Source organism: Aeromonas sp. FL131 (assembly GCF_049860615.1).
Lineage (GTDB): Bacteria > Pseudomonadota > Gammaproteobacteria > Enterobacterales > Aeromonadaceae > Aeromonas > Aeromonas hydrophila.
In genome coordinates this window covers 3291030-3315166 of sequence record NZ_CP187595.1, presented here as the reverse complement: position 1 = coordinate 3315166, position 24137 = coordinate 3291030, and the positions used below count along the sequence as shown (strand labels likewise).

General features: G+C 63.3%; 24 protein-coding genes. 8 read left to right on the top strand and 16 right to left on the bottom strand.

The genetic code is table 11. The features are described from left to right. Window positions 1-116 precede the first annotated feature (116 nt). Complete coding sequence (locus tag ACPW75_RS15330; RefSeq protein WP_077095635.1) at window positions 117-1133, bottom strand: zinc-binding alcohol dehydrogenase family protein; 1017 nt, start codon at window positions 1131-1133, stop codon at window positions 117-119. Between the two features lie 100 nt (window positions 1134-1233). On the opposite strand from ACPW75_RS15330, the gene ACPW75_RS15325 reads away from it, so the two are divergent. Continuing rightward, on the top strand, window positions 1234-2106 hold the full coding sequence (locus ACPW75_RS15325) for a LysR family transcriptional regulator (protein WP_016351752.1): 873 nt from the start codon (window positions 1234-1236) through the stop codon (window positions 2104-2106). A gap of 2 nt (window positions 2107-2108) precedes the next feature. Here the strand turns inward: ACPW75_RS15325 and ACPW75_RS15320 are convergent, their stop codons facing one another. From ACPW75_RS15320 to acs, 7 genes are all read right to left on the bottom strand, one after another. Next, a complete protein-coding gene (locus ACPW75_RS15320; RefSeq protein WP_024944285.1) occupies window positions 2109-3536 on the bottom strand; it encodes a PTS transporter subunit EIIC in 1428 nt (475 codons plus the stop codon). A 77-nt stretch (window positions 3537-3613) separates the two neighbouring features. Continuing rightward, entirely contained in the window at window positions 3614-5092 is a 1479-nt protein-coding gene (gene panF, locus ACPW75_RS15315; RefSeq protein WP_043120971.1) for a sodium/pantothenate symporter, read from the bottom strand. After that, window positions 5082-5360 (bottom strand): YhdT family protein, encoded by a 279-nt coding sequence (locus ACPW75_RS15310; RefSeq protein ID WP_179101341.1) that lies wholly within the window; start codon window positions 5358-5360, stop codon window positions 5082-5084. The genes panF and ACPW75_RS15310 overlap by 11 nt, the downstream gene beginning before the upstream one ends. Window positions 5361-5472: 112 nt before the next feature. Next, window positions 5473-6813, bottom strand: coding sequence for an acetyl-CoA carboxylase biotin carboxylase subunit (gene accC / locus ACPW75_RS15305; protein ID WP_011707113.1), 1341 nt, complete (start codon window positions 6811-6813; stop codon window positions 5473-5475). 15 nt (window positions 6814-6828) lie between these two features. Then, window positions 6829-7284 (bottom strand): acetyl-CoA carboxylase biotin carboxyl carrier protein, encoded by a 456-nt coding sequence (gene accB / locus ACPW75_RS15300; protein ID WP_029304298.1) that lies wholly within the window; start codon window positions 7282-7284, stop codon window positions 6829-6831. Window positions 7285-7320: 36 nt separating this feature from the next. Then, window positions 7321-7770, bottom strand: a complete 450-nt coding sequence (gene aroQ, locus ACPW75_RS15295; RefSeq protein WP_016351748.1) for a type II 3-dehydroquinate dehydratase — start codon at window positions 7768-7770, stop codon at window positions 7321-7323. 266 nt (window positions 7771-8036) lie between these two features. Further along, window positions 8037-9983 (bottom strand): acetate--CoA ligase, encoded by a 1947-nt coding sequence (acs, locus tag ACPW75_RS15290; protein WP_077095634.1) that lies wholly within the window; start codon window positions 9981-9983, stop codon window positions 8037-8039. A gap of 169 nt (window positions 9984-10152) precedes the next feature. Between acs and ACPW75_RS15285 the strand changes: the two genes are divergently transcribed. Then, complete coding sequence (locus ACPW75_RS15285; RefSeq protein ID WP_077095633.1) at window positions 10153-10446, top strand: hypothetical protein; 294 nt, start codon at window positions 10153-10155, stop codon at window positions 10444-10446. Between the two features lie 46 nt (window positions 10447-10492). Here the strand turns inward: ACPW75_RS15285 and ACPW75_RS15280 are convergent, their stop codons facing one another. The 7 genes from ACPW75_RS15280 to ACPW75_RS15250 form a co-directional block, all read right to left on the bottom strand. Further along, complete coding sequence (locus ACPW75_RS15280) at window positions 10493-12943, bottom strand: sensor domain-containing protein (protein WP_077095632.1); 2451 nt, start codon at window positions 12941-12943, stop codon at window positions 10493-10495. Between the two features lie 105 nt (window positions 12944-13048). Further along, a complete protein-coding gene (locus ACPW75_RS15275; protein WP_077095631.1) occupies window positions 13049-13681 on the bottom strand; it encodes a hypothetical protein in 633 nt (210 codons plus the stop codon). Further along, a complete protein-coding gene (locus tag ACPW75_RS15270) occupies window positions 13671-14810 on the bottom strand; it encodes a hypothetical protein (protein ID WP_077095630.1) in 1140 nt (379 codons plus the stop codon). The genes ACPW75_RS15275 and ACPW75_RS15270 overlap by 11 nt, the downstream gene beginning before the upstream one ends. 169 nt (window positions 14811-14979) lie before the next feature. Continuing rightward, window positions 14980-15348 carry a hypothetical protein gene (locus ACPW75_RS15265; protein WP_016351742.1) on the bottom strand — a complete coding sequence of 123 codons (369 nt, stop codon included), beginning with the start codon at window positions 15346-15348 and terminating at the stop codon, window positions 14980-14982. 7 nt (window positions 15349-15355) lie between these two features. Continuing rightward, window positions 15356-16000 (bottom strand): molecular chaperone TorD, encoded by a 645-nt coding sequence (gene torD, locus ACPW75_RS15260; RefSeq protein ID WP_017409304.1) that lies wholly within the window; start codon window positions 15998-16000, stop codon window positions 15356-15358. Between the two features lie 148 nt (window positions 16001-16148). Next, a complete protein-coding gene (locus ACPW75_RS15255) occupies window positions 16149-16553 on the bottom strand; it encodes a GFA family protein (RefSeq protein WP_024944278.1) in 405 nt (134 codons plus the stop codon). Between the two features lie 23 nt (window positions 16554-16576). After that, window positions 16577-16864: a hypothetical protein gene (locus ACPW75_RS15250; RefSeq protein ID WP_017409302.1), complete on the bottom strand. Its 288-nt coding sequence runs from the start codon at window positions 16862-16864 to the stop codon at window positions 16577-16579. Between the two features lie 433 nt (window positions 16865-17297). Here ACPW75_RS15250 and glyA point away from each other — a divergent pair, with 433 nt between their 5' ends. From glyA to ribBA, 6 genes are all read left to right on the top strand, one after another. Beyond that, window positions 17298-18551: a serine hydroxymethyltransferase gene (gene glyA / locus ACPW75_RS15245; protein ID WP_077095629.1), complete on the top strand. Its 1254-nt coding sequence runs from the start codon at window positions 17298-17300 to the stop codon at window positions 18549-18551. A gap of 83 nt (window positions 18552-18634) precedes the next feature. Then, window positions 18635-19114 (top strand): hypothetical protein, encoded by a 480-nt coding sequence (locus tag ACPW75_RS15240; RefSeq protein ID WP_077095628.1) that lies wholly within the window; start codon window positions 18635-18637, stop codon window positions 19112-19114. Window positions 19115-19248: 134 nt separating this feature from the next. After that, the gene (nrdR, locus tag ACPW75_RS15235) at window positions 19249-19698 is read left to right on the top strand and encodes a transcriptional regulator NrdR (RefSeq protein WP_010675395.1); all 450 of its coding nucleotides are present in this window, start codon (window positions 19249-19251) and stop codon (window positions 19696-19698) included. 96 nt (window positions 19699-19794) lie between these two features. Beyond that, window positions 19795-20904: a bifunctional diaminohydroxyphosphoribosylaminopyrimidine deaminase/5-amino-6-(5-phosphoribosylamino)uracil reductase RibD gene (gene ribD, locus ACPW75_RS15230; RefSeq protein ID WP_077095627.1), complete on the top strand. Its 1110-nt coding sequence runs from the start codon at window positions 19795-19797 to the stop codon at window positions 20902-20904. A gap of 54 nt (window positions 20905-20958) precedes the next feature. After that, window positions 20959-21612, top strand: a complete 654-nt coding sequence (locus tag ACPW75_RS15225; protein ID WP_077095626.1) for a riboflavin synthase — start codon at window positions 20959-20961, stop codon at window positions 21610-21612. A gap of 141 nt (window positions 21613-21753) precedes the next feature. After that, window positions 21754-22863, top strand: a complete 1110-nt coding sequence (gene ribBA, locus ACPW75_RS15220) for a bifunctional 3,4-dihydroxy-2-butanone-4-phosphate synthase/GTP cyclohydrolase II (RefSeq protein WP_016351734.1) — start codon at window positions 21754-21756, stop codon at window positions 22861-22863. Between the two features lie 63 nt (window positions 22864-22926). Here the strand turns inward: ribBA and ACPW75_RS15215 are convergent, their stop codons facing one another. Continuing rightward, window positions 22927-24135 (bottom strand): S1 family peptidase, encoded by a 1209-nt coding sequence (locus tag ACPW75_RS15215; protein WP_077095625.1) that lies wholly within the window; start codon window positions 24133-24135, stop codon window positions 22927-22929. Between the last annotated feature and the right edge of the window lie 2 nt (window positions 24136-24137).

Here is a 24137-nt window from a genome sequence, read left to right as displayed (position 1 = left end):
TCTTTTTATGGTGATGCTGCGTGGTGACTGTCTGTTGCCTGATGTGAGCTGTGCAGTGATGGGGCTTGCCACTGGTGAGTTCACCCCATGATGGTGCAGTTTTTACCTATAAGGGATTAGTTACCGAACCGACTCATGTCGATCACCAGCTTGCCCACCATGCGGCCGGCTTCCACCTCGGCATGGGCCTGAGCCAGGGTCGCCGGGGTCAGCTCGGCCACCACCTTGCTGAGGGTGGTCTTGACCACGCCCTGGTCCACCAGGGCGGCGACCAGTCCCAGCAGGTTGTGTTGCTCGATCATGTCCGGGGTCTGGAACAGGGAGCGGGTGAACATGAACTCCTGGCTGAAGGTGACACTCTTGCTCTTGAGCAGGGAGAGGTCCCAGGGCACGCTCGATTCGGCGATGGTGCAGATATGGCCGAACGGGCTGATGAGGCTGGCCATGGCATCCCAGTGCTGCTCGGTGGCATTGGTGCAGAAGATGGCGTCCACCTGAGTGATGCCGAGGGCGGTGAGCTCCTCCTGCAACTGGTGATGGCTCACCACCTGATGGGCCCCCATCTGCAGGCACCAGGCCCGGGTCTCGGGGCGGGAGGCGGTGGCGATCACCTCCATGCCGGTGAGCTGGCGGGCCAGCTGGATGGCGATGGAGCCGACCCCGCCGGCGCCGCCGATGATGAGCAGCTTGCCGCTGCTCTCGCGGGTGAGGCCCATGCGCTCGAACAGGGTCTCCCAGGCGGTGATGGCGGTGAGCGGCAGGGCCGCGGCTTCCACGTCGCTCAGGCTGGTGGGGGCGAGGGCGGCGATGCGCTCATCCACCAGTTGCAGGGTGCTGTTGCTGCCGGGGCGGCTGATGTCGCCGGCATACCAGACCCGGTCGCCCGCCTTGAACAGGGTTACCTCGCGGCCGACGGCGATCACTTCGCCCACGGCGTCCCAGCCCAGCACCCGCGGGCAGCTCTCGACCTTGGCCTTGGGGGCTCGTACCTTGGTGTCGACCGGGTTGATGGAGGTGGCCTTGACCCGCACCAGCAGGTCGCGCGGGCCCGGCGTCGGGTTGGCCAGATTGGCTTCGATGAAGCAGTGGGGGTGATCGCTCGGCAGATAGTGGGTCAGGGCGATGGCTTTCATGGCAGTTCCTTTCAAATCGGTTGGATGGGGATTGCCAGCCACTCTAGTCTGGTTGATTATTCAGATTAAGATGGGTAATTGGTAAAGACTGTTTGAATATATGAACAATGTCGAACTGGAGCTGATGGGGCTGTTCGCCACTGTGGTGGAGCAGGGCAGTTTTACCGGGGCGGCCGAGTTGCTCGGCATGCCCAAATCCTCGGTCAGCCAGAAGATCTCGCGGCTCGAGTCCCAGCTCGGGGTGCGCCTGTTGCAGCGCACCACCCGCCGGCTGAGCCTGACCCCGCAGGGGGAGGTCTATGTGGAACAGTGCCGGGCGCTGCTGGCGCTGGCCCGCAGCGCCAATTTGGCGATGGCGCGGCTGCGCGCGGCCCCGGCCGGCCGGGTGCGGATCACCGCACCGGAGGCGACCGGCACCCTGCTGCTCGGCCGGATCCTGGCCGAGTTTCGGGCTCTCTACCCCGAGGTGGTGCTGGAGCTGACCCTCTGCGATGAGCAGCTCGATCTGGTGGGGGAGGGTTACGATCTGGCGCTGCGGGCGGCACCGCTGAAAGATTCTAGCCTGATCTGCCGGCGCATCGGTCAGGTACCTCGGCATCTGGTGGCGGCGCCCGCCTATCTGGCGGCCCACGGCACGCCGCAACAGCTGAGCGAGCTGGGGCGATACGCCTGCCTGGTGCACACGTCGCTGCCGGTGTGGCCGTTGCAGGAGGGAGGTTGGCGGCCGCAGGGGGCTTGTCTGAGCAATAGCTTGCTGGCGCTGCGGGAGCTGGCGATCAACGAGGGGGGGATCGCCCTGCTGCCCCATCACGTCTGCGAGGGGGATCTTGCGGCGGGACGCTTGCAGAAGGTGCTGCCGAGTCACCCCATTCCGGCCAACCCCTTCTACCTCATCTATCCGAGCCGGGAGCACCTGGCGCCCGCCCTGCGCAGCCTGATGGACTTTGTCGCGGAGCGGTTGCCGTTTGCCTGAGGCTACCAGCCGCTCTGGCCGGCGGACTCCTGATTGGGTTTGAGGCCGAGCGGCACCGACTGGCGCTCTGCCAGCATGCGGATCTGCCCCTCGATCAGGCTGGCGTTGGGGCCCAGCACCAGCACCAGCTGATGGTCGTTGAGCTGGATCCAGGAGAGGCAGCCCAGCCCCAGCAGGCGGGATTGATCCACCAGCGAGATATCGCGTACCCGCAGGCTGAGGCGGGTGAGGCAGACGCTCATCGCCTGCAGGTTGTCCATGCCGCCCAGCACCTTGAGGTACTGGATCGCCAGCATCTGGGGATCGGAGGGGGCGACGCTGGCCAGGCGTGGGTGTTCCGGGGCGATGGGCTTGCTCGGCAGGCTGAGGGGCGTGCGCTCCAGCAGCTGATAGAACAGCAAGGTGTAGGCGACGAAGAACAGGATGCCGACCGGAATGAGCCAGAAGCTGTGCTCGCCGGCGTGGTAGCTCAGCACCAGATCCAGCAGGCCGGCGGAGAAGTAGCTGCCCACCTTGATGCCGAGCGCGCTGCAGGTGGCGAGCGACAGGCCGGTCAGCAGGGCGTGGGCCAGAAACAGCCAGGGGGCGGTGAAGGCGAACAGGAACTCGATGGGTTCGGTGATGCCCACCAGCGCCGAGGTGAGCGCCAGGGTGAGCAGCAAGCCCCCCTGCGGCAATCGCTGCATGCGCTGGCGGTGCAGCCAGATGGCGAAGCAGGCGCCCGGCAGGCCAAACATGATGATGGGGTAGAGCCCGGCCACATAGCCTTCGTGCAGCGGCTGGGCGCTGGCCAGCGCCTGCAGGTTGCTCTCCCCCAGCCCGATGAGGCTGCCCAGCACCTGATGCAGGCCGAGCGGGATCAGCAGCCGATTCAGCACGCCGTAGCAGAAGGCGCCGAACGGGGTGGTGAGCAGTTCGGAGGCGAGCAGGGTGATGCCCTGTTCCAGCAGCGGCCAGAGCAGCGCGAGGGGGAAGGCCAGCAGCAAACAGGTGAGCGCCGAGGCGAGCAGGCTGGTGAAATCGCCGTTGACCAGCCGCAGCCAGTGGGGCATGGGGTGGCGCTTGAGCCAGGGGTAGACGATGGCGGTGGTCAATCCCGCCAGCAGGCCGCAGATCATGTCGCTGTGCAGGCCGGGGGCCAGGGTGCCGAGCGCCGAGCTCAGCAGCAGAAAGTTGACCGCACCGGCCAGCGCCTGGGTGCCTTCACCCTGGCGGCTCAGCCCGAAGGCGATGGCCACCGCATAGATGAGCGGCATCTGGCTGAACAGGGCGCGGCCGGTGAGGGAGAGCACCGCCAGATCCAGCACGTCCGGCTGGCCGAGCCGATAGAGCAGCGCGGCCAGCGGCAGGATGGAGACCGGCAGCAACAGGGCGTAGCCGAGTCGCTGCAGGGCTTGGGTCAGGATCTGTCTGGCGTTCTGTACGGGCATAAGGGTGCGGCATTTTGTGACATGGCGCACAGTTTACCCGTAAAACACCCATTTTGGGATAGTTTCGGAACCCTTTATTAATCCATCGATGATTGCGGCTCAAACAAGCGCCGCACATGCTGGCTCGGGGCCGGGGTCAGCAGGCTGACCAGCACGAAGGCAATCAGCCCCAGCGCCAGGCTCGGCACGATGGCGTGCAGGCCGGCCGGCTTGATCTCCCACTGGCTCAGGATGGCGTAGCAGAGGATGCCGCACACCATGCTGGCCAGGGCCCCCGGGCCGTTGGCCCGCGACCAGTAGAGGCCGAGCACCAGCGGCCACAGGAACACCGCCTGCAGGCCGCCGAAGGCGAGCAGATTGAGCCAGATGATCATCTCGGGGGGCTGCAGCGCCGCCAGCAGCACTAGCGTGCCCAGGATCAGGGTGCAGAGCAGGGAGAGGCGCGGCACCCGCACCTCCAGCTTCTCTTGGCCGGCCTTCTCCGGACTCAGGTAGTTGAGGTAGAGATCCTTCACCAGGGTGGCGGAGGCCTGGATCAGCTGGGAGTCGATGGTTGACATGATGGCCGCCATGGGCGCCGCCAGGAAGACCCCGGCCAGCCAGGGGGGCAGCACTTCCATCATCAGGGAGGGCATGATTTTGTCTGGGCTGTCCATGCCGGGCAGGATGGCGCGGCCCAGGGCGCCGGCCAGGTGCATGCCGAACATCAGCAAGGCGCTGACGATGGTACCGATGAGGATGCCGCGGTGCAGCGCCTTGCTGTCGCGATAGCCGAAGCAGCGCAGCGCCGAGTGGGGCAGCCCCACCACCCCGATGCAGACCAGCACCCAGAAGCTCAGCATGAAGGGCTGGGTCAGCAGGTCGCCGGCCCCCTGCGGGCTCACCAGCTTGGGATCGATCACCTTGAGCTGGTGGATGAGGTTGGGCAGGCCGTCACCGGCCACCAGAATGCCCGCCAGCAGCGCGCCGGTGCCAATCAGCATGATGATCCCCTGCAGCGCATCGGTCATCACCACGGCGCGAAAGCCGCCGATCACCGTGTAGAGCAGTACGCAGCTGGCAAACAGCAGGAGCCCCTGCTGATAGCTGAGGCCGGTGGCGGTCTCCAGCAGACGGGCGCCGCCGATGAACTGCACCACCATGGTGGCGATGAAGGCGAGGATGATGGTGACCGAGCCCAGCACCACTACCGCCTTGCTCTGGTAGCGGGCCCACAGCATGTCGTTGATGGTCACCGCATTGACCCGGCGGGCGATGATGGCGAACTTCTTGCCAAGCACCCCCAGGGTGAGCCAGACGGTGGGCAGCTGGATCATCGCCAGCAGTACCCAGCCCAACCCGATCTTGTAGGCCGCCCCCGGCCCGCCGATGAAGGAGGAGGCAGAGGTGTAGGTAGCCACCAGGGTCATGGCCAGCACCAGCCCGCCCATGCTGCGGTTGCCGATGAAGTACTCCTGCACGAAGTCGCCGCCTACCCGGTGGCGGCTGGCCCAGAAGCCGACTCCCAGCACCAGCACCAGATAGATGCACAGCGGCAGCATCAGCTCAAGATTCATGGGAAGGCTCCTTGGCATCGAGGGGAGGGGAGTCGAGGGGGATGTCCACGAACAGACGATCCACCATCAGGCCGCACAGCACGATGAACAGCAGCGGCATCAGGATGCAGCTGAGCAGGAACCAGAGCGGCATGTCCCAGCATTCGATCTCTGCGGGGATGAAATAGGCCGTGCCATACCAGGCAAGGAAGTAGAGCAGGGTCAGCAGCAGGCAGAGGGCTGCTTCCCGGCGAGCGAGCGCGAAACGATTCACCTTGGCATCCGACAATTTTGAGGGGCGCAAGGATAACAAAAAAGGGCCATGTCGCCATGGCCCTTTTTCAACAGAGGCTCCTTGCGGAGCCGACGTCCACCGACATGGCGGTCTTCGTCAAGGATCCTTACAGACCGAGCTTCTTGTGCAGGTAGTGGATGTTGGTCCCACCGTGCTGGAAGTTTTCGTCCTTCATGATCTCTTTTTGCAGGGAGACGTTGGTCTTGATCCCTTCCACCACCAGCTCGTCCAGCGCCTGACGCATGCGGGCGATGGCGACGTCACGGTTTTCACCGTAACAGATCAGCTTGCCGATCATGGAGTCGTAGTAGGGCGGTACCTTGTAGCCGGCGTAGATGTGGGAATCCCAGCGTACGCCCAGACCGCCCGGCGCGTGGAAGCGCTGGATCAGGCCCGGAGACGGCATGAAGGTGGCCGGGTCTTCGGCGTTGATCCGGCATTCGATGGCATGGCCACGGATGCGGATATCCTGCTGGGTGATCGACAGGGGCTGACCGGCGGCAATGCGCAGCTGCTCCTTGATCAGATCCACGCTGGTGACCAGCTCGGTGACCGGGTGCTCAACCTGGATACGGGTGTTCATCTCGATGAAATAGAACTCGCCGTTCTCGTACAGGAACTCGAAGGTGCCCGCACCGCGGTAGCCGATCTCGATACAGGCGCGTACGCAGCGCTCACCGATGAACTTGCGCATCTCTTCGGTGATGCCGGGTGCCGGCGCCTCTTCGACCACCTTCTGGTGGCGACGCTGCATGGAGCAGTCGCGCTCGCCCAGATAGAGGGCGTTGCCCTGGCCGTCTGCCAACACCTGAATTTCAATGTGGCGCGGGTTCTCCAGGTACTTCTCCATGTAGACCATGTCGTTCTTGAAGAACTGGCCTGCTTCGGATTTGGTCAGCGCGATGGCGGCAGACAGCTCGGCTTCACTGCGCACCACGCGCATGCCGCGACCACCACCGCCACCGGCGGCCTTGATGATCACCGGATAGCCAATGCGCTTGGCGATGGCGGCGTTGTGCTTGGCATCGCTGTCGACCGGACCGTCGGAGCCCGGTACGCAGGGCACGCCCGCTTTCTTCATCGCCTCGATGGCGGAGACCTTGTCACCCATCAGGCGAATGGTCTCGGCGCGCGGGCCGATGAAGATGAAGCCGGATTTCTCGACCACTTCCGCGAAGTCGGCGTTCTCGGAGAGGAAACCGTAACCCGGGTGGATGGCGACGGCACCGGTCACCTCGGCGGCGGCGATGATGGCCGGCACATTGAGGTAGGAGTCGGTACTGGCCGGCTTGCCGATACAGATGGTTTCGTCGGCCAGCAGCACATGCTTGAGCTCCCGGTCGGCGGTGGAGTGAACGGCCACTGTCTTGATCCCGAGCTCTTTACAGGCGCGCAGGATCCGCAGGGCAATTTCACCGCGGTTGGCGATGACTACTTTGTCCAACATGGGTGGCGACTTCCCTTATTCGATGATGAACAGCGGCTCGTCGAATTCGACGGCCTGACCATTTTCAACCAGGATCGCTTTGATCACACCGGCCTTGTCAGACTCGATTTGGTTCATCATTTTCATGGCTTCGACGATGCACAGGGTATCGCCGACATTGACGTGCTGACCGACTTCCACGAACGGCTTGGCTTCCGGGCTGGAGGAGCGGTAGAAGGAGCCAACCATCGGGGAGCGCATCAGGTGACCGCTCGGGATGGCGTCGGCAGCCGGGGCAGCAGCAACCGGTGCGGCGGCAGGAGCGGCAACCGGGGCGGCAGCTTGTTGCATGATCATCTGCGGAGCAGCGGTCACCTGACCGGAGAAGTTGCGACTGATGCGAACGGACTCTTCACCTTCGGAGATCTCCAGTTCGGCGATGCCGGACTCTTCAACCAGTTCAATCAGCTTCTTGATTTTGCGGATATCCATTAGCATTCTCTTTCTTCTTTATCTGATCAGTGATTATCAAGCCGCGCGCAACTGGTGCACGGCCGCGGTTAAAGCGAATTGGTAGCCATCGGCCCCCAGCCCACAAATGACCCCCTTGGCGACATCAGACAGATAGGAGTGATGACGGAAGGGTTCCCTGGCATGGACGTTGGACAGGTGAACCTCGATAAAGGGGATGGCCACACCCAGCAGCGCATCGCGGATGGCGACGCTGGTGTGGGTGAAGGCGGCCGGGTTGATGATGATGAAATCCACCTGACCCATGGCCTGGTGGATGCGGCCGACCAACTCATGTTCGGCATTGGATTGCAGGTGTTCCAGTGTGACCCCGAGTTCGCCGGCGTTGTGCGTCAGATCGGCGACGATCTCATCGAGCGTCTTGCTGCCGTAGATGCCCGGTTCCCGTTTGCCCAGCAGGTTCAGGTTCGGCCCGTTGAGCAGGAGAATTCGGTGTTTTTGCGACATATTGAGTACATCCTCGATGATAATGCTGCTATCTGTCAGCCATCTTGTGGACTATCAGAAATCTAGTCATTTTCTGCGCAAATCGGTGTGCACTGGCACACAGATTTCGCAATTATATTGATTTCGTGAAAATTAGCAGCATTTTACTGGTCTAATCTCTACATCTGTCTATTTTTTGCGCTAACTGGTGCGTTGTTGAAACGCTCAGTAGCAAAGACGACAAAGCCGGCTCGAGGCCGGCTTTGGAGGCAGGAACGCAGTCAGGATCAGGCTGCTTCCGACTTCTCGCGGATCAGCTTGTCTACCACGCCCGGATCCGCCAGGGTGGAGATATCCCCCAGGCTGTCGGTCTCGCCGGTGGCGATCTTGCGCAGAATTCGCCGCATGATCTTGCCGGAGCGGGTCTTGGGCAGCCCCTCGGCCCAGTGGATCACGTCCGGGGTGGCGATGGCGCCGATCTCCTTGCGGACCCACTCCTTCACCTCTTTATGCAGCTCCCGGCTCGGCTCCTCGCCGGCGATCAGGGTGACATAGGCGTAGATGCCCTGACCCTTTATCTCGTGCGGCACGCCCACCACCGCCGCTTCGGCGATCTTGGGATGGGAAACCAGCGCGGATTCAATTTCGGCGGTGCCCATGCGGTGACCGGAGACGTTCAGTACATCATCCACCCGTCCGGTGATCCAGTAGTAACCATCCTCGTCGCGACGGGCACCGTCGCCGGTGAAGTAGCGGCCGGGGAAGGTGGAGAAGTAGGTCTGCTCGAACCGCTCGTGATCGCCAAACACGGTGCGCATCTGGCCCGGCCAGGAGTCGGTGATCACCAGGTTGCCCTCGGTGGCCCCCTCCAGTGGCTCGCCCATGTTGTCCACCAGCGCCGGCTGCACGCCGAAGAAGGGACGGGTAGCCGAGCCTGGCTTGAGATCGGTGACGCCGGGCAGCGGGCTGATGAGGATGCCGCCGGTCTCGGTCTGCCACCAGGTGTCGACGATGGGGCAGCGCTCCTCGCCTATGGTGCGGTAGTACCACTCCCAGGCTTCCGGGTTGATGGGCTCGCCCACCGACCCCATGATGCGCAGGCTTGAACGGGAGGTGCCGGCTACCGCCTCGTTGCCCTTGGCCATCAGCGCACGGATGGCGGTGGGGGCGGTGTAGAGGATGCTGACCTGGTGCTTGTCCACCACCTGGCTCATGCGGTTGGTGACCGGGTAGTTGGGCACCCCTTCGAACATGATGGTGGTGGCGCCGTTGGCAAGCGGCCCGTAGACCAGATAGGAGTGGCCGGTGACCCAGCCCACGTCGGCGGTACACCAGTAGATGTCCTCTTCGTGGTAGTCGAAGATGTACTTGAAGGTGAGGGTGGCATAGACCAGATAGCCGCCGGTGGTGTGCAGCACCCCCTTGGGTTTGCCGGTGGAGCCGGAGGTGTAGAGGATGAAGAGCGGATCTTCGGCCCCCATCGCCTCGGGCGGGCAGTCGGCGCTGACGGTGGCGACGGCGTCGTGCCACCAGATGTCCCTGTGGTTGTGCCAGGCGATGTTGCCGCCGGTGCGTTTGAGCACGATCACCTTGTTGACCTTGGTCTCCGGGTTGGTGAGCGCTTCATCCACGTTCTTCTTGAGCGGCACCGGACGGCCGCCGCGCAGCCCTTCATCGGCGGTGATGACGATGGAAGAGCCGGAGTCGATGATGCGACCGGCCAGGGCTTCCGGCGAGAAACCGCCGAACACGATGCTGTGCACCGCGCCGATGCGGGTACAGGCCAGCATGGCGATGGCGGCTTCCGGCACCATGGGCATGTAGAGGCAGACCACGTCGCCGCGATGCACTCCCTGCGCCTTCAAGACGTTGGCAAACTTGCACACCTCGGTGTGCAGCTCGCGGTAGGTGAGCTTGCGATCTTCGGCCGGGTTGTCCCCTTCCCAGATGATGGCGACCTTGTCGCCGCGCTGGGCCAGATGGCGGTCCAGACAGTTGGCAGAGACGTTGAGCAGGCCGTCTTCATACCATTTGATGGAGACGTGGCCCGGATCATAGGAGGTGTTCTTGACCCTGGTGTAGGGCTTCATCCAGTCGAGGATCTTGCCCTGCTCGCCCCAGAAGGCATCCGGATCCTGCACCGAGGCCCGGTACATGGCTTCATAGCCTGCCTTGTCCAGCAGGGCGCCGTTGCTGATGTGGGCTTTGACCGGGTAGACCTTGCTCTCGCTCATGTATCACTCCTTTGAATACATTCTTGTAATGATTAGGTAACAACTTATACCTTTGGCGGGGGAGGGCAATTAGACTTTTGGATAGATGGCAACATCCGCTTACAGTCGAGTCGATGACAATTAATCGCTGATTGGGTAAAAACGTCGTTTTATCGACGGAGATAGTCCCATGTTGACCCTGCTATTGTGCTCCTCCCTCTGGCAGTTCGAGGCCCCGCAGGCCACCGATGAGGCATTGGCCGCCCCCCATGCCAACGACCTTGCGTTGACACCGGCACAGCCCGCCTCGCCATCCCTGCGGGACCACATCAGCGGCCAGTTGAGCGAGGCCTGGCTGGCGCGCAAGCCGTCGGTGTCCGTCACCCTCGAAGAGAAAAAATCCTCCTATCCGCAGGACTCGTTGCTGGAAGAGTCACGCCGGCAGCAGGACGAAGGGTGGGATGCCAGGCTGACCTTCAACTGATGAGCGTCAACTGCGCCACTGGCGCGGCGCGGATCCCGGCACACCGCTAGCACCAGGCGCCCTTGCGCGAGTCCAGCTGCTCGGCCAGATGGGGCTCGGCCAGCGGGTGGCTGAACAGATAGCCCTGCCCCTCCTGGCAGTGCAGTGACTGCAGAAACTGGCGCTGGGCCTGGGTCTCGATTCCTTCGGCGGTGACCACCATGCCCAGGCTGTCGGCCAGGTTGATGATGGTACGACACAGCTCCCGGCTGTGTTTGTCATCGGGCAGTGCCTGCACGAAGGTGCGGTCAATCTTGATGCGATCGATGGGCAGGCTCTTGAGCAGACTCAAGGATGAGAAGCCGGTGCCGAAGTCGTCGATGGCGATCTGTACCCCCAGCGCCTTCAGGCGTCTGAACAGCTGCAGGCTCTGATCGACTCGCTGGATGATGCTCTCGGTGACCTCTATCTCCAGCTTCTCTGGCGGAAAGCCGGTCTCGGCCAGGATGGCGGCGACCCGCTCCACGTAACCTGCCGAGCGCATCTCCCGCACCGACACATTGATCGACAGCCTGGGTACCGCCAGTCCGGCGGCCAGCCACGCCTGTCCCTGCTGGCAGGCGGTGCGCATCACCCATTCGCCGATCTGCTCGATAAGCCCGCACTCCTCGGCCACCGGGATGAAGCGGGTGGGCCCTATCATGCCCTCGCTGGGGTGCTGCCAGCGCAGCAGGGCCTCCAGCCCGCTCATGCGGTTGCTGGCGAGTTCCGTCATGGGCTGATAGAGGACGCAGAGCTGATGCTGCTCGATGGCCTTGAACAGCCCCTGCTCCATGCTCATTCGCTCCTTGGTCTGCTCGGTCATGTCCGGGGTATAGAACAGATAGCCGTTGCGGCCCCGGTTCTTGGCCTCGTACATGGCGCTGTCGGCGGCGCTGACCAGGGTATCCGGACTGGTGGCGTGTTCCGGATAGAGGGCGATGCCGATGCTGGCGGAGACGGCCACCCGCTCGTGGTCGAGTTCGACCGGCTCGCGCAGGCTGGCCAGCAGTTGCTCGGCGAGCCGCTCCAGCTCCTGTGGCCGTTCAAAGAAGGGGATCAGCACCAGGAACTCATCGCCACCGAGCCGGGCGGCCACGTCGTTGTGGCGCAGGACGCGGCGGATCCGCTCGGCCAGCAGCTTGAGCAGTTCATCGCCGGCGCGATGGCCCAGGGTGTCGTTGATCAGCTTGAAGCCGTCCAGATCGATGAACAGCAGGGCCAGTTGCTGGTGGTTGAGCTGGGCTGTCTTGAGTTCCAGCTCCAGCCGCTCCTGCAGCAGGTTGCGGTTGCCGAGCTCGGTCAGGGGATCGTGATAGGCGAGGTGATTGAGCTGTGCTTCGGCCTTGCGAATGGCGCTGATGTCGGAGAAGGCGATGACGTAGTTGGTGGTGTTGTGGCGACTGTCGTGCACGGCGCTGACATGCTGCCAGGAGGTGAAGTAGCCGCCATCCTTGCGCAGGCACATCATCTCGCCATGCCAGGCGTGACTGCCGGGCAGCAGGGTATGCCAGGGATAATCGATGTCGGTGTGACGGCGTGGATGCATGATGGCCTCCGGCGACTTGCCCACGATCTCCGCCTCTTCATATTGAGTCATGCTGGAAAAGGCCGGATTGACCGAGATGATCTGGCGCTGGCCATCCATGATGATGATGCCTTCGGCGGCGGTCTCGAATACCACGTTGGCCTGGCGCAGCTTGTCCTCCTGGTTGCAGCGACTGGTGGCATCGTGGATCACCCCGGTGATGCGCCGCCCCTGATGGTCGGTGGCCGCCACGTGATCGGCGTGAATGTCGACCCAGCCCCGCAACTGATCCGGCCCGAGATAGCCGAGGGTGAGGTGAATGGGGGCCGTGCCGTTGACCGCCGCCCTGAACTGCTCGCCAGAGAGCGGGTCGAAGCGCTTGATGAACTGCTCCATCCCCCCCTGAAACTGGCTGGCCGTGGTGCCGAGCAGGCGCTCGACCTGGCCGTCAAACTGCAGCCTGTCCTCCGTCACATGCCACTCCCACACCCCGATCTGGCCGGCACTCATGGCCAGTTGCAGCCGCTGCTGTGCTTCGACCTGCTCGGTGACGTCCCGCACTATGGTGAGGATGCGGTCGGGCACCCCCTGTTCGTCCAGCATGGGGCTGTAAATCGCCTGCCAGTGGCGCTGCCGGCCCTGGTGGGCCGCGGTATGGCCGCTCAGGTTCAGCTCGACCCGGGGGATGCCGCTGCTGATGATCTGCTGGAACAGGGGTTCCAGCACCGGAGCCAGCGTGGGGACGATTTCGCGCAGGTATCTGCCGTAGTGCTCTTCTCGGGAGAGACCGTTGAGATCGGCCAGGGTCTGGTTGACGCTGCGGCAGCGGAAGTGGCGGTCAAACACACCTATGCCAAACGGGGCCAGTTCGAACAGCTGTTGCAGCTCGTTCATGTTCAATTGCCCCGCCAGCGGTGGATCCGGCATGGCATTGAAAGTCTCTTCGCCCATCGCGTACTCCTGAATTGACTTCTTTGTCATTTAAGCTGCTGTCAGTATGGCATGAAGCATTCTGGAGGGAAGAGAGGGGGCGTCATTCGCCCCCTTTTTGCGGTGTTACCAGCTGAAGTGATAACTCAGGGTCAGGTTGATCATCGGTTGCCAGTCGTGCTCCTTGATGAGCCACTGCTTGGCGCCGAACTCGGTGCCAAGGCGCCACTGCTGCCAGCGCCAGCTGCGTTCCAGCGTGACTCCCCAGTCCCGCAGGCCCTCGTTTGCCCCATAGGCGGCCATGTGGGCTTGACTGCCCCGGGTCAGCCAGAGGTTGAGGGAGATCTCGGCCGGCAGCGGCAGGCTGTGCTCCATGTACCAGAGCTGGCCATAACGGCCGCTGACGTCATAGAGCTGGCCCAAGGTGAGCTGGTGATCGTCGTCCAGTTGCCAGCCGAGGCGCCAGAAGGCGCTGAAGCGGTTGCGATCGACCACCTGCATGGGGGCGACGCCGACCGCGAAGAAGCTCTTTTTGTAGAGCGGCAAGGCCAGCCCGGCGCTCTGGCCATCGGCGAAAAGCAGGCCGACCTGGGTTTCCCGCTCATAGGCGAGCCAGAACTGCATGCTGGCATCGGCGCGGACCCCCGCCTGATTGCTGCCGAGCTGCCACTGACCGCCCAGCTGCCACTGGTTGTCCGGCTCTTTGGCCGACAGGGGCAGGGTCAGGAACAGCAGCGGCAGCCAGCACTTATTTGCCATAGAGCCGCGCCCAGTCCCGGTCCTGATGCATGCCCATCAGGTGGCAGATGATGCCGGAGCGCTGGAAGGCATAGATGAGCAGCACGCTGGTGGCGCTAAGCGCCATGATGAGGCCGAAGTTGTTGGGCAAGATGGTGCCCTGACGGGCGGTCCACCACAGCAAGAGCGGGCCCCACAGGTGCACGAAGATGCTCTTGTGGAAGATGAAGACGGTCAGCGAGTACATGCCGATCCAGTTGAGCGGTCGCCAGCACAGCCGGATGTTGCGCTGATGCAGCCAGAGCACGGCCCCGATCACCAGAAACTCCATGCCCCAGATGCCGGCGCGGCCGACCATGTCCATCGCCAGTTCGTGTTCGTTGGCGTAGATATCGCTGAGCTCGACCGTGCTGGTCTCGCCGAACATGAGATAGACGGCCAGCGCCAGCAGCGAGAGCGTCAGCACCAGGGCGTTGAGGCGATCCCGCCATTGGGGCCGCTGATGCCAGCACCAGCCATAGAGGAAGCCGAAGCAGCCGCTGGCCATGAAGAGGTCGAGGCGGGCATCCAGCTCGTAGTCGGGGTGCACGTGCAGCTTCATCCAGCTGTCGATGTGACCGAGCAGATCCTGCACGCCGAGCTGATCCAGCAGCAGGCTGAGCAGGGTCAGCAGCAGCATGCCGCGAATGCCGAACCAGGCATAGACCAGCGAGAAGAGCGCCAGCAGACACATCCACAGCATCACTGGATAGAACGAGATGGCCTCGCCGAAGTTGGGGGCGATCACCAGCCCTTCCACATAGAGCACCAGAATGATGCTGGCGAACAGCACCAGCTTGCCGCCCAGCTGCGGTCTGAAACTGGCCTGATCGCGGCGACTGAGGTTGAAGGCGGCCAGTGCCAGGTAGATCTGGCTGACCCAGGGAATGAGCCAGGCCGAGACCTGGGCCGTGGTGTGATCCATGGGCAGCAGCTGGCCGGCCATCGCCTTGTGCGACAGATAGAAGCTGTCCCACAGGGCGTGTTCCCGGTTGAAGAAGTCGATATACCAGTAGTTGAGGTAGCCGGTGTAGTGCTCGAAGACGGCCATGAAGATGACGAGCCCTCGCAACAGGTCGAGACCCGTGATGCGTGCATCCTGTGGAGGCATGCTGATGCTCCTGCATTGGTTGGAAAAGGAGCGGCACTATAACGGTTGCGGCGAAACTGAACGGGAGCTGAATGTAAGCGAATGTTACCAGCAATTGAGGGTCTGCCCTTGTGACAAGGGCGGATGGGCGGATCGGGCTGTCATGATTTGTAATATTTTTGGTGGTTTATCAGCCTTTCTGGCGGCCGAAGGCCTGGATGCCGCGCACCAGCACCAGCAGGCCGAGCCCGTGAAACGGCAGCGCCAGGGCGAGCAGCAGCAGCCAGTGGGCCTCGCTGCCGCTGCTGTTGATGAAGTCGACCCAGGCGGCCAGCAGGGCCAGCATGCCCGCTATCTGGAAGCGGCGGCGCAGCACCACCTCCACCCCGAGATTGGCGAGGTAGAGGGTCAGCAGGATGCCGGCGAAACCGGTGAGCTGGGCGGTACCGTAGAGGACGCGGTCCGGGTTGAACAGCAGGGTCACGAGGGGGGTAAGGCCCTGATCCAGCGGGATCAGGGCCAGCAGCCAGCAGGCGATCAGCAGCAGGGCCGTCTTCATGTCGAACTCAGTCGGCGGCTGGCGCCGGTTTGACCAGGCTGAGGTAGTTGGCATCCATGGTGAGGAAGACCCCCAGCAGGCGGGCGCTGGCGCCGTAGAAGCCAAACGGATCGGCGGCGCGGCAGGCGCGCTCGAAATGCGGGAACCAGGCCAGCAGATGGCCGTGCAGCAAGGCCTCCTGCTCGCCGAGCCACTGTTCGCGCAGATCGGCGCTGGCGGCTTCGGCGGCGCGGATGATGAGATTGCCCATCAGATCCAGTTCGACCCCCAGATGATCGACCGGTTGTTGGTATTTGGCGCTGACATCGATATTGAGCCGGCTCAGTCGCGCCTGCATGCGCTCGAGCGCTGCGGCGTCCTGGTGGGCGGATTCATGGGGAGAGACGGCGTCGTTGGCCAGGAACAGCTCATGGAAGTCGCCGGCCAGCGCGTTGGCCCGCTCGGGGCGCACCAGCAGGCGGGCGATGGCGTCATTGAGCTCGGCCACGGCCGGGCGCATCGGATCGAGCGTGGAGAGGCTCTTCAGGAAGCTTCGCACATCATAGCTGTCGTATTCGGCGATCTGTTCGTCGCTGAGCTGGGCGGTAAACAGGGTGGCAAACCACCAGTAAAGTTCGGCCCGACGTTCGCTAGTGGCCAGAAATTCCTGCATTTTTCCTCCGTGGATGGCAAGCGGGAAGCAGACTGAGCCCGATTCTAACGGCTTTGGCAGAAAAGTTAACCCATAGGTGACAATCCGCCGAACAAGTCGGGAAAAACGCCGCCAGAGGCGGCCTTTTCAGGGCATGTCGGCGACGGTGTCAGGCGGTGGGGCGAGTCTCGAACTGCGGCAGCTCATCGGTGATCTCGTGCCAGGGGGCCTTGGAGCCGACGAAAATGTGAAAGCCGGGCCGCTGGCTCGGCGCCGTGTCGAGAATGCCGAGGCGCAGGTTCAGCTTGCCGCTGCTGCGCTTCTCGCTGAACAGGCTGGAGCCGCAGTGGCGGCAGAAGGCGAGGGTGGTCTCGGGGGATTTCTGGAAGCGGCTGATGGCCTCCTCTCCTCGGGTGATGGTGACGAGCGCACCATCCAGGCCGCCCACCGGGGCGTAATCGGCGCCGGAAAATTTGCGGCACTCGGAACAGTGGCAGTTGCCCAGGTAGTCGAAGCGGTCGGGCAGGCTCAGGGCGACGGCGCCGCACAGGCAGCTGGCGGTCAATGATGTCATCTTGCGGATCCTTGGCTGATGGGTCAGAGCTCCTCGCGATAGAGCGTCTTCTTGCAGCGGGTGCAGATATGCTGGCGCCGGAAATCGGTCTGGTGCACCAGGCCCACATCCAGTTGCTGATGGTGGCCGCAATGAATGCAGAAGATGATGTCGCCATCGATGGCTTCCGGGTGCGCTGCCAGATACTGCTCGCGGGTGGGCAGTTGATCCCACTGCGTGACAAAGGGACTCTTGCGAGTGCCGGTATAGTAGATCCAATAGAACAGCGCGAATACCGAAATAATCAGAAACAGCATCAGGTTATCCAGCATGGCTTACTCCCGTGAGGTCTGCGGTGCAAAGAGGCAAGGGGATGACGTGAGCAGCAGTTGACCGAATGCGATGAGAGGGCCCTTCCGTTGCCGGTCGCGTCGTTGTTGCGCATGCCGGGCAACCGCTGTGCCAGCTAAAGATGTTATCTGTTAGTAAATGCTATATCCATGATCTGGCTCTGGTTTTGGTTGTTCGGCCAGTCCGGGCCCGGTCATGTTGCCCGAGCGGTGACAGGGGATGGCACGGCTGGCGTGGGTGTCGGGCGATGACGGGCCAGCCGATTGGGGGCCATGGTCATTGTGAATTTCGCGACACATTTTACATTTTTTAAACAAATTTTTGGGTGGTTGGACTGTCTCTTTGATCCGGCTCACGTTACAATGCGCCTGCCCACTTCACCTATCGCGCAAACGATTTTCAGGAGAGAAACGGATGTTGAAACGTGACATGACCATTGCCGGCTATGATCCAGAGCTGTGGCAGGCCATCACAGACGAGACCCGTCGTCAGGAAGAGCATATCGAGCTGATTGCGTCCGAGAACTACACCAGCCCCCGTGTCATGGAAGCCCAGGGCTCCCAGCTGACCAACAAGTACGCCGAGGGTTACCCCTCCAAGCGTTACTACGGTGGTTGCGAGTATGTGGATGTGGTTGAAACCCTGGCTATCGAGCGCGCCAAAGAGCTGTTCGGTGCCACCTACGCCAACGTGCAGCCGCACTCCGGCTCCCAGGCCAACAGCGCCGTCTACATGGCTCTGCTGCAGCCGGGCGACACCGTGCTGGGCATGAACCTGGCCCACGGCGGTCACCTGACCCACGGCTCCCCGGTCAACTTCTCCGGCAAGCTGTACAACATCATCCCCTACGGCATCGACGAGTCCGGCAAGATCGACTACGACGACATGGAATGTCAGGCCGTCGAACACAAGCCGAAGATGATGATCGGTGGTTTCTCCGCCTACTCCGGCATCGTCGACTGGGCTCGCATGCGCGAAATCGCCGACAAGGTCGGTGCCTGGCTGTTCGTCGACATGGCCCACGTGGCAGGCCTCATCGCCGCTGGTGTCTACCCGAACCCGGTGCCCCACGCTCACGTGGTCACCTCCACCACCCACAAGACCCTGGCCGGTCCGCGCGGTGGTCTGATCCTCTCCGCCGCTGACGACGAGGAGCTCTACAAGAAGCTCAACTCCGCCGTCTTCCCGGGTGGTCAGGGTGGCCCGCTGATGCACGTCATCGCCGGTAAAGCGGTGGCCTTCAAAGAGGCACTGGAGCCGGAGTTCAAGACCTACCAGGCTCAGGTCGTCAAGAATGCCAAGGCGATGGCAGCGACCTTCATCGAGCGCGGCTACAAGATCGTCTCCGGCGGTACCGACAACCATCTGATGCTGGTTGACCTGATCGGCCGCGAGCTGACCGGCAAAGAGGCCGACGCTGCGCTGGGTAAAGCCAACATCACCGTCAACAAGAACTCCGTGCCCAACGACCCGCGCTCCCCGTTCGTCACCTCCGGTGTGCGGATCGGTACCCCGGCCATCACCCGCCGTGGTTTCAAGGAAGCCGAGTCCATCCAGCTGACCAACTGGATCTGTGACGTGCTGGACAATCACGACAACGATGCCGTGCTGGCCACCGTACGTGAACAGGTGCTGGATATCTGCCGTCGTTTCCCGGTGTATGCCTGATAAGGGCCCTCACCCGGTTTGAGACCAATGCCACCCACGGGTGGCATTGTTTTTTGTGGCGTTTGGCAACACAGGAGGGCCTGATGACGCTGAAGGGCGAAGAGCATAGCGGGCAAGGCAATCTGACCATGGCCAGTGAACAGCAAGACCTGGCGCTGGAGGCGGCGCTCAGGCAGGCGATCCGTGCCCAGTACCACTTTCGCGCCAGCGAACAGGGGCTGCTGGCCTGGGACGTGCGCCGGCTGGTACGACTGAGCCGCGATCTGCCGGTGCAGGCGGTGGCGCTCGGCGACATTGCCGAGCTCGATCAGTTGCACTGGTACGGCCATGACGCCGCCCGCCCCACGGTGCGCAGCGTGGTGGAGCACTGCCAGTTGATGATGGCGGCCGATCTCGCCTATCCCATCCTGCTGGACAGCGCCGGTCGGGTGATGGATGGCATGCACCGGGTGGGCAAGGCGTTGCTGCTGGGTCACAGCCATATCGAGGCGCGTCGCTTTGCCGTCGATCCCGAACCCGATTATGAGGGCTGCGACCCCGATACCCTGCCTTATGATGACTGAGCCAGGGGCCGTCTGGGTGTATGCCGTCCCTTGTTTCCACGGGCTTTTACCGGTTCCGGATGGCCGTGCTACACTGGCCGGCCTAGAGCCAGCCCCCGGGGCCGGCGCCCTTTTCCGTCAACGCCGGAGGTCCGATGCATTGCCCTTTCTGTAGTGCGGTAGATACCAAGGTGATCGATTCCCGTCTGGTGGCCGAAGGTCATCAGGTGCGCCGCCGTCGCGAATGCCTGCTCTGCCACGAGCGCTTCACCACCTTCGAGATGGCCGAGCTGGTGATGCCCCGCGTCATCAAATCCAACGGCTCGCGCGAGCCATTCAACGAAGACAAGCTGCGGGCCGGCATCTTGCGGGCGCTGGAGAAGCGGCCGGTGAGCATGGAGGCCATCGAAAAGGCTGTCAACCACATCAAGTCCCGCCTGCGCGCCACCGGCGAGCGCGAAGTCGCCTCCCAGCTGGTGGGCAACCTGGTGATGGACGAGCTCAAGAGCCTGGACAAGGTGGCCTATATCCGCTTTGCCTCCGTCTATCGCAGCTTTGAAGATATTCGCGAGTTTGGTGAAGAGATCGCCAAGCTGGAGAAGTAAGTTTTTCTTCCAAACTAGGTTGCCGCGTTCGATTACGCTGCGCTAATCGAACCTACGATATTGCGTCAGCCTGGATGTGCTGTTAGAGGAGCCCAGATGTTTAGTCAAGACGATTACCAATGGATGAGCCGGGCCCTCGAACTGGCCCGCCGCGGCCGTTACACCACGGCCCCCAACCCTTGCGTCGGCGCCGTGCTGGTGAAGGCCGGCGTGGTGGTGGGAGAGGGCTGGCACCAGCGCGCGGGCGAGCCCCATGCCGAGGTGTACGCCCTGCATGCCGCCGGTGACAACGCCCGCGGCGCCACCGCCTACGTGACCCTGGAACCCTGCTCCCATCACGGCCGCACCCCGCCCTGCGCCGAGGCGCTGATCAAGGCCGGTGTCAGCCGGGTGGTCGCCGCCATGGTGGATCCCAACCCTCAGGTGGGCGGGCGCGGCCTGCGGATGCTCTCCGAGGCCGGCATCAAGACCGATTTCGGCCTGCTGGCGAGCGAAGCGGAAGCGCTCAACCCGGGCTTTTTCAAGCGGATGCGCACCGCGTTTCCGCAGGTGACGGTCAAGCTTGGCGCCAGCCTGGATGGTCGTACCGCCATGGCGAGCGGCGAGAGCCAGTGGATCACCTCCCCGGAGGCGCGTCGCGACGTGCAGCGACTGCGGGCCCGCCACGATGCGGTGCTCTCCAGCGCCGAAACCGTGCTGGCGGATAACGCCTCCCTCACCGTGCGCTGGGACGAGCTGCCTACCTCGGTCAAGGCCGCTTATCCCAAAGAGACTCTGCGCCAGCCGCTGCGGGTCATCGTCGATTCGCAAAACCGGCTCACCCCGGATCTGCCGCTGTTCCAGAGCGAGGGCCCGGTACTGCTGGCTCGCCACAAGGCATCCGGTGAGTGGCCCGCCTGGGTGCAGCAGCTGGAAGTGCCGCTGCTGGATGGCAAGCTGGATCTGGTCAGCCTGTTCATGCTGCTGGCCAAGCAGAACGTCAACTCTGTGCTGGTGGAGGCGGGACCGCGGCTGTGCGGCGCCCTGCTGGACAAGGGGCTGGTGGACGAGCTGGTACTCTATCAGGCGCCCAAACTGATGGGGGATGAGGGGCGCGGCCTGTTCCACCTGCCGGGGCTGACCCGGCTGTTCCAGGCGCCCAAGCTCAACATCAAGGATGTGCGCATGGTGGGGCCGGATATCCGCATTACGGCCAGACTGGCCTGACTTATCAATGTTAAAGGGGGCCGTGCCGCCCCCGTCATCAGCAAGGTGATCTGCATGTTTACCGGAATTATCGAAGCGGTGGGAACCCTGGCCGAGCTGCGCCGTCAGGGTGAGGACATGGCCCTCACCGTGCACGCACCGACCCTGGACTTTGGCGACGTCAAGCTGGGTGACTCCATCGCCACCAACGGCGTCTGCCTCACCGTGATCGCGCTCGGCGACAAGAGCTATACCGCCGACGTGTCGCTGGAAACCCTCTCCCGCACCGGTTTCGCCACCGCCAGGGTGGGGGATCGGGTCAACCTCGAGAAGGCGTTGATGCCCACCTCTCGCCTTGGCGGCCACCTGGTCTCCGGCCATGTGGACGGCATCGGCGAGGTAAAGAGCAAGTCCGCCAGCGGCCGCGCCATCGAGTACTGGATCAAGGCGCCGGGCGAGCTCTCCCGCTACATCGCCGAGAAGGGCTCGATCGCGGTGGACGGCATCAGCCTCACCGTCAATGCGGTGCAGGGGGATCTGTTCCGGCTGACCATAGTGCCCCACACCGCCCAGGAGACCACCATCGCCCAGTGGAAAGCTGGCTACAGGGTCAATCTCGAGGTGGATCAGATTGCCCGCTATCTGGAGCGGCTGATGACGGGCAAGCGTGAGGAGAGCAGCGCCTCCACCCTGACCCTGGAAAAGCTGGCCCAGTCCGGTTTCCTGTGATGGCCCCTCGGCGGGAAAAACGCTTTTCTGTGATCCCGCGCCGATTGAAATGGGGCCTCCTGTGCCCCATCTAGAGCACAATAGGCAGTATCAAGCCGAGCCGACTGGCTCAATCCCCGCAGCATGTTGATGGAGTAGCCCATGGCGCTAAGCACGACCCAGGAAATCATTGCCGATATCAAGGCTGGCAAGATGGTGATCCTGATGGATGACGAAGACAGGGAGAACGAAGGGGACCTCATCATGGCCGCCTCCTGTGTCCGCCCGGAAGATATCAACTTCATGGCCCGTTACGGCCGGGGGCTCATCTGTCTGACCCTGACCCGGGATCGCTGCAAGCAGCTGGCGCTGCCGCTGATGGTCGATCGCAACAATGCCCAGTTTTCCACCGCCTTTACCGTGACCATCGAAGCGGCCGAAGGGGTGACCACCGGCATCTCCGCCGCCGACCGCGCCGTCACCGTGCAGGCAGCTGTCGCACCGAACGCCAAGGCCGCCGATCTGGTGCAGCCCGGCCACATCTTCCCGCTGATGGCGCAGGATGGTGGCGTGCTGACCCGCGCCGGCCACACCGAGGCCGGTTGCGATCTGGCCCGGCTGGCGGGTTACGAGCCGGCGTCCGTCATCGTCGAGATCCTCAACGAAGATGGCACCATGGCGCGCCGCCCTGATCTGGAGCTGTTCGCCGAGCAGCACGGCATCAAGCTCGGCACCATCGCCGACCTCATCGAATACCGCAACCAGCACGAAACCACGGTGGAGAAGGTGGCCGAGTGCAAGCTGCCCACCGAGTTTGGCGAGTTCGACCTCATCACCTTCCGCGACACCATCGACAACCAGGTGCACTTCGCCCTGAAAAAGGGTGAGGTTCAGGCCGAACAGCCGACTCTGGTGCGAGTCCATCTGCACGACGTGCTGAGCGATCTGCTGTTGACCGATCGCCATAGCGCCCGCAGCTGGCCGCTGCCCAAATCCATGGCCCGCATCGCCGATGAAGGCGGGGTGCTGGTGATCCTGGGGGCGGAAGCTCACGGCGCCGAGCTGCTGGCCCGGGTCAAGGGGTTCGAGGCGGCGGACAAGGGGCTGGCACCGGAAGGGGCCAAGTGGCAGGGCACTTCGCGCCGGGTCGGCGTCGGTTCCCAGATCCTCAAGGCGCTGGGTGTGGGCAAGATGCGCCTGTTGAGCTCACCGAAGAAGTACCACGCCCTCGGCGGTTTCGGCCTGGAAGTGGTGGAGTACGTTGGCGAATAAGCCTGATGTAATGAAACGGAGATGAAACAAGGGATGACCTCGGTCATCCCTTGTTGTTTTGCCTCAGCGGCGCCGGCGCAACCAGGCCAGCGGCAGCAGCAACAGGGCTGCGAATCCGGTGGCGCCACCACCGCCACTGCTTGAAGTGGTCGTCGTGGTGGTCGTGGTGGTATCCGGAGTCTTGGTGGGCTCGCTGGTAAGACTGATCAAGGCCCCTTCAAGGCGCTGGCTCGCCCCCTGTTCATTGGTGGCGGTGAGTTCAACGCCCTGCACGCGAAGGGTACCGATGGTATTGTTGCCATCGGCGCGAAGCCGCAGAGTGCAGGTTTGACCCGCTTCCAGACGGGCGGCGCAGCCGTTGCTCATGGCGGGGGCATCGCTGTAGATGCCGCTCAGGGTGACCGCCTGGTTGCTGCGGTTGGCCAGCAGGTAGTCGGCCCAGCCACTGGTGCCTGAAGGCAGGATCAGGCCGCGGACCGTGGTCAGGGTGACGCCTTGCTGCTGCTCGGCGATCCAGTCACTGAAGGCAGGGGCGTAGACATAGCCACCGGCGCTGCCGGTGGCGCAGGGGAAGGCCCCGTAGCTGGTCACGCCGACCAGTTGTCCACCATAAGTGAGCGGGCCACCGCTGTCGCCTTTGCAGGTGTCCTGACCGGCCAGCTTGCCGGCGAAGATATGGGTCGTGGTCGGGTCACCGTACCAGAAGTCCCGGTCTCCCCGATAGGCGAGATCCACCGCCAGCAGTTGCGGGCTGGCTTTGGTCGCGCTGGGGTCGATGCCACCGTACCCCAGGGCATGCAGCATGGTCGTGTTCTGCTGCCAGGTATCCTTGATGACGGGGTCGGCGATGGCGATCGGTGCCTGGGTAACGGGCGTGGCAAGGTGCAGCAGGGCCACATCCGAGGCGTTCGGGGTGTCGCGATAACCCAGATTGATCAGCAGGTTGACGTAATACTCCGGGTGCATCAGCACCTGGTCTACCTTGCTGCGAAGGTGGGGGCGGCTGAGATCACTCACTCCGATGGCCACTTCCATGGGGCCGGACTGGGCCTCGGCGACGCAGTGCGCTGCGGTGAGTACCCACTGCTTGTCGATGAGGGTGCCGCCGCAGAAATTGCTCCAATTGCCGTTGACGACTTCGCCGACGGCCACCATCCAGCTGGGGGCTGTCACGGCGCTGCCGCCGATGATGCGCGGGCTGCCAGCATCGGCCTGAGCAGCCAGCGGCAGCAGGCAGGCGAGTGCGACGCCACTGCGTTTGAAATCCAACATAC

Bases quoted from the DNA above. Each gene is read 5' to 3' on its own strand.
- ACPW75_RS15330 (WP_077095635.1), bottom strand. From the start codon at position 1,133: ATGAAAGCCATCGCCCTGACCCACTATCTGCCGAGCGATCACCCCCAC.
- ACPW75_RS15325 (WP_016351752.1), top strand. From the start codon at position 1,234: ATGAACAATGTCGAACTGGAGCTGATGGGGCTGTTCGCCACTGTGGTG.
- ACPW75_RS15320 (WP_024944285.1), bottom strand. From the start codon at position 3,536: ATGCCCGTACAGAACGCCAGACAGATCCTGACCCAAGCCCTGCAGCGA.
- panF (WP_043120971.1), bottom strand. From the start codon at position 5,092: ATGAATCTTGAGCTGATGCTGCCGCTGTGCATCTATCTGGTGCTGGTG.
- accC (WP_011707113.1), bottom strand. From the start codon at position 6,813: ATGTTGGACAAAGTAGTCATCGCCAACCGCGGTGAAATTGCCCTGCGG.
- accB (WP_029304298.1), bottom strand. From the start codon at position 7,284: ATGGATATCCGCAAAATCAAGAAGCTGATTGAACTGGTTGAAGAGTCC.
- aroQ (WP_016351748.1), bottom strand. From the start codon at position 7,770: ATGTCGCAAAAACACCGAATTCTCCTGCTCAACGGGCCGAACCTGAAC.
- acs (WP_077095634.1), bottom strand. From the start codon at position 9,983: ATGAGCGAGAGCAAGGTCTACCCGGTCAAAGCCCACATCAGCAACGGC.
- ACPW75_RS15285 (WP_077095633.1), top strand. From the start codon at position 10,153: ATGTTGACCCTGCTATTGTGCTCCTCCCTCTGGCAGTTCGAGGCCCCG.
- ACPW75_RS15280 (WP_077095632.1), bottom strand. From the start codon at position 12,943: ATGGGCGAAGAGACTTTCAATGCCATGCCGGATCCACCGCTGGCGGGG.
- ACPW75_RS15275 (WP_077095631.1), bottom strand. From the start codon at position 13,681: ATGGCAAATAAGTGCTGGCTGCCGCTGCTGTTCCTGACCCTGCCCCTG.
- ACPW75_RS15270 (WP_077095630.1), bottom strand. From the start codon at position 14,810: ATGCCTCCACAGGATGCACGCATCACGGGTCTCGACCTGTTGCGAGGG.
- ACPW75_RS15265 (WP_016351742.1), bottom strand. From the start codon at position 15,348: ATGAAGACGGCCCTGCTGCTGATCGCCTGCTGGCTGCTGGCCCTGATC.
- torD (WP_017409304.1), bottom strand. From the start codon at position 16,000: ATGCAGGAATTTCTGGCCACTAGCGAACGTCGGGCCGAACTTTACTGG.
- ACPW75_RS15255 (WP_024944278.1), bottom strand. From the start codon at position 16,553: ATGACATCATTGACCGCCAGCTGCCTGTGCGGCGCCGTCGCCCTGAGC.
- ACPW75_RS15250 (WP_017409302.1), bottom strand. From the start codon at position 16,864: ATGCTGGATAACCTGATGCTGTTTCTGATTATTTCGGTATTCGCGCTG.
- glyA (WP_077095629.1), top strand. From the start codon at position 17,298: ATGTTGAAACGTGACATGACCATTGCCGGCTATGATCCAGAGCTGTGG.
- ACPW75_RS15240 (WP_077095628.1), top strand. From the start codon at position 18,635: ATGACGCTGAAGGGCGAAGAGCATAGCGGGCAAGGCAATCTGACCATG.
- nrdR (WP_010675395.1), top strand. From the start codon at position 19,249: ATGCATTGCCCTTTCTGTAGTGCGGTAGATACCAAGGTGATCGATTCC.
- ribD (WP_077095627.1), top strand. From the start codon at position 19,795: ATGTTTAGTCAAGACGATTACCAATGGATGAGCCGGGCCCTCGAACTG.
- ACPW75_RS15225 (WP_077095626.1), top strand. From the start codon at position 20,959: ATGTTTACCGGAATTATCGAAGCGGTGGGAACCCTGGCCGAGCTGCGC.
- ribBA (WP_016351734.1), top strand. From the start codon at position 21,754: ATGGCGCTAAGCACGACCCAGGAAATCATTGCCGATATCAAGGCTGGC.
- ACPW75_RS15215 (WP_077095625.1), bottom strand. From the start codon at position 24,135: ATGTTGGATTTCAAACGCAGTGGCGTCGCACTCGCCTGCCTGCTGCCG.